The sequence below is a fragment of the Streptomyces murinus genome (assembly GCF_002154555.1).
GTDB lineage: Bacteria > Actinomycetota > Actinomycetes > Streptomycetales > Streptomycetaceae > Streptomyces > Streptomyces murinus.
Window position 1 is genome coordinate 1 of the sequence record NZ_MUNF01000301.1, and the last position, 2,868, is coordinate 2,868.

Annotated in this window: 2 protein-coding genes and 1 pseudogene; 2 read left to right on the top strand and 1 reads right to left on the bottom strand. The window is 70.9% G+C overall.

The genetic code is table 11. From position 1 onward, the window contains the following. Positions 1–13: 13 nt before the first annotated feature. Positions 14–454: pseudogene (locus tag CCN72_RS18900) on the top strand (nucleoside/nucleotide kinase family protein); the annotation flags it as partial. Positions 455–573: 119 nt separating this feature from the next. On the opposite strand, the gene corA reads toward CCN72_RS18900, so the two are convergent. Further along, entirely contained in the window at positions 574–1,701 is a 1,128-nt protein-coding gene (gene corA, locus CCN72_RS18905; protein ID WP_086808543.1) for a magnesium/cobalt transporter CorA, read from the bottom strand. 259 nt (positions 1,702–1,960) lie between these two features. Between corA and CCN72_RS18910 the strand changes: the two genes are divergently transcribed. Next, entirely contained in the window at positions 1,961–2,755 is a 795-nt protein-coding gene (locus CCN72_RS18910) for a methyltransferase domain-containing protein (protein WP_086808544.1), read from the top strand. The last annotated feature ends 113 nt before the right edge of the window (positions 2,756–2,868 follow it).

Sequence of the window (2,868 nt, forward strand, 5' to 3'; positions counted from 1 at the left end):
GGCGCAGTGAGGCGGGGCGGAAGGTTTTCTCCGCCCCGCCTCACTGCGCCTGGAGCACGGGCGACGCGACGCGGAGTCGTACTACGGCGGCTGGCTCGACACCGGCGCCCTGTGGCGAGAGGTGTTCGGCCCGCTCGACCCCGGCGGCAGCGGCCGCGTCCTGCCCGACCTGTGGGACCCGGGCACCGACCGTGCCACCCGCAGCCCGTATGTTCAACTGCCACCCGGTGGCGTCCTGTTGCTCCATGGCCCCCTTCTGCTGCGCCACTGGTTCCCGTTCGATCTGACCGTCCATGTCCTCCTGTCCCCGGCCGCTCTGCGCCGCCGTACTCCCGAAACCGACCACTGGACGCTCCCCGCCTTCGAGCGCTACGAGTCGGAGACCGACCCGGCGGCCACGGCGGACGTCCTCGTCCGCGCCGACGATCCACGCCACCCCGCCTGGCGCGGCTGACCCTCGACAGCCGTCGCACACAGACCCTCTCCGCCGCCCACGCCGCGTGTGCCGCACGCGCCGGACCACCGGCCCCCGTCGCCCGGCATGCCCGCCGCTCCGGGGGACGGTCGGCGCGGCTAAAGCCAGCCGTTGCGGCGGAAGCCCCGGTACAGCGCCAGACAGGCCGCCGCCATCACCGCCATGGCCAGCGGATAGCCGAACCGCCAGTGCAGCTCGGGCATGTGGTCGAAGTTCATGCCGTACACCCCGCACACCATGGTCGGTACGGCGATCACGGCCGCCCATGCCGTGATCTTCCGCATGTCCTCGTTCTGCGCGACCGTCACCTGTGCGAGATGCGCCTGGAGGATGGAGTTGAGTAGTTCGTCGAAGGCGGCTATCTGCTCCTTGGCCCGGGTCAGATGGTCGAGGACATCCCGGAAGTACGCCTGTATGTCCGGGGCGACGACTCGCAGGGGCCGGGTGGCCAGGTCCTCCACGGGGCGGGCCAGCGGCATCACCGCCCGCTTCAGCTCCAGCAGTTCACGCTTCATCTGGTAGATCCGCCCCGGGTCGAGCCGCGCACCCCCTTCCGAGAACACCTCCGTCTCCACCTGGTCGATGTCGGCCTGCACCGCGTCCGTCACGCTGAGGTAGCCGTCGACCACATGGTCAGCCAGTGCGTGCAGCACCGCGGCCGGGCCCTTGGAGAGCTGGTGCGGGTGTGCTTCCAACTCCTCGCGCAGCGGCCCGAGTGAGCCATGCCGGCCGTGTCGCACCGTGATGACGAAGTCCTCGCCGACGAAGACCATGATCTCGCCGGTGTTCACCACCTCGCTGGTCGCCGTCAGCCGTTCGTGCTCGACGTAGCAGACGGTCTTGAACACCGCGAACAGGGTGTTGCCGTAGTGCTCCAGCTTCGGTCGCTGATGGGCCTCGACCGCGTCCTCCACCGCGAGCGGATGCAGGTCGAACAGCTCGGCGACGCCCGCGAACTCGCGGTCCGTCGGCTCATGCAGCCCCAGCCAGACGAAGCCCTCGCCGGTCTTGCGGACCATCCGCACCGATTCCAGCAGATCGGTGCACTGCGGTACCCGTATGCCGTCCTGGTACGTCACGCAGTTGACCACGGAGGAGCCCAGGGGCGAGCGGGCAGGATGGCTCAGGTCCACGCGCGGCCGTCGCCGGGCCAGCTGTGCGACCTTGCGCAGGCCGCCGGCCGTGCCCAGCTTTGTGACCTTCCGCAGGTTCCCTGCCATGGACATCTGGATCTCCTCGCGTGGATCCTCCCCGTGCGACGCTTTCGCGCCCTGGCCCGAAAGTGTGCCAGTCCTGAGCAAAGAGCGGGCAAGCCTGTGGGAACGTGGAGTTCCGCTTTGTTCCCGCCTGTGGAAAACCTCTGCCCGTACGCGAGGAGCCGGCCGGCCGCCCCGGACGAACCGATCAGCCGCGCCCGAGGAGCCGACCACCGCGCCTGCGGAGCCGACCACCCGTACCCGCCCGCCACCTGGGATGATGCGCGGCATGACAGCATCCGACGGGTACCTCCTGGACAACCGGCAGCGCGAGGCGGGTGAGCGCTTCGACGCATTCGCCACCCTGTTCGACCCCACGACGTTCCGGCATATCGAGGCCCTCGGTATCGAGCCGGGCTGGCGCTGCTGGGAGGTCGGGGCAGGCGGCACCTCCGTGGTGTCCTGGCTCGCGCGGAAGGTGGGGCCGGACGGCGCGGTCGTCGCCACTGACATCGACACCTCGCGGCTGGCCCCCGTGGACCACTCGCCGGTGGAGATCCGCACCCACGACGTGGGCGCCGAGGAGCCGCCGGGGGAGGGCTTCGACCTGGTCCACGCCCGGCTCGTCCTCGTCCATGTCCCGGACCGGACACGCGCGTTGAGTTCCATGATCAAGGCGCTGAAGCCCGGCGGCCGACTGCTGATCGAGGACGCCGACCCCGCCCTCCAGCCGCTGACCTGCCCCGATGAGCACGGCCCCGAACAGCGGCTCGCCAACCGGCTCCGCCAGGGCTTCCGCAGCCTGCTCGCCGAACGGGGCGCCGACCTCTCCTACGGCCGCCGACTGCCACGCCTGCTCCGCGAGGCCGGACTGCACGAGGTCGAGGCCGACGGCTTCTTCCCCATGACCTCGCCCGCCTGCACCGCGCTGGAAGCCGCGACCGTGCGCCAGATCCGCGGCCGGCTCCTCGACGCGGGCCTGGCCACCGACGAGGAGATCGACCAGCACCTCGCCAACGTCGAGACCGGCGCCATGGACCTGACCACGGCACCGATGATCTCGGCGTGGGGCCGCAAGGGGTAACACGGGCCGTCAGGCGTAACGCGGGCGGTCAGACGTGACCCGGGCTGCACGGCGTATCCCCCGGCTGCGAGGCGCAGCCCCCGGCGCCACCGCCGCCCTGCCCGACCTCTGAC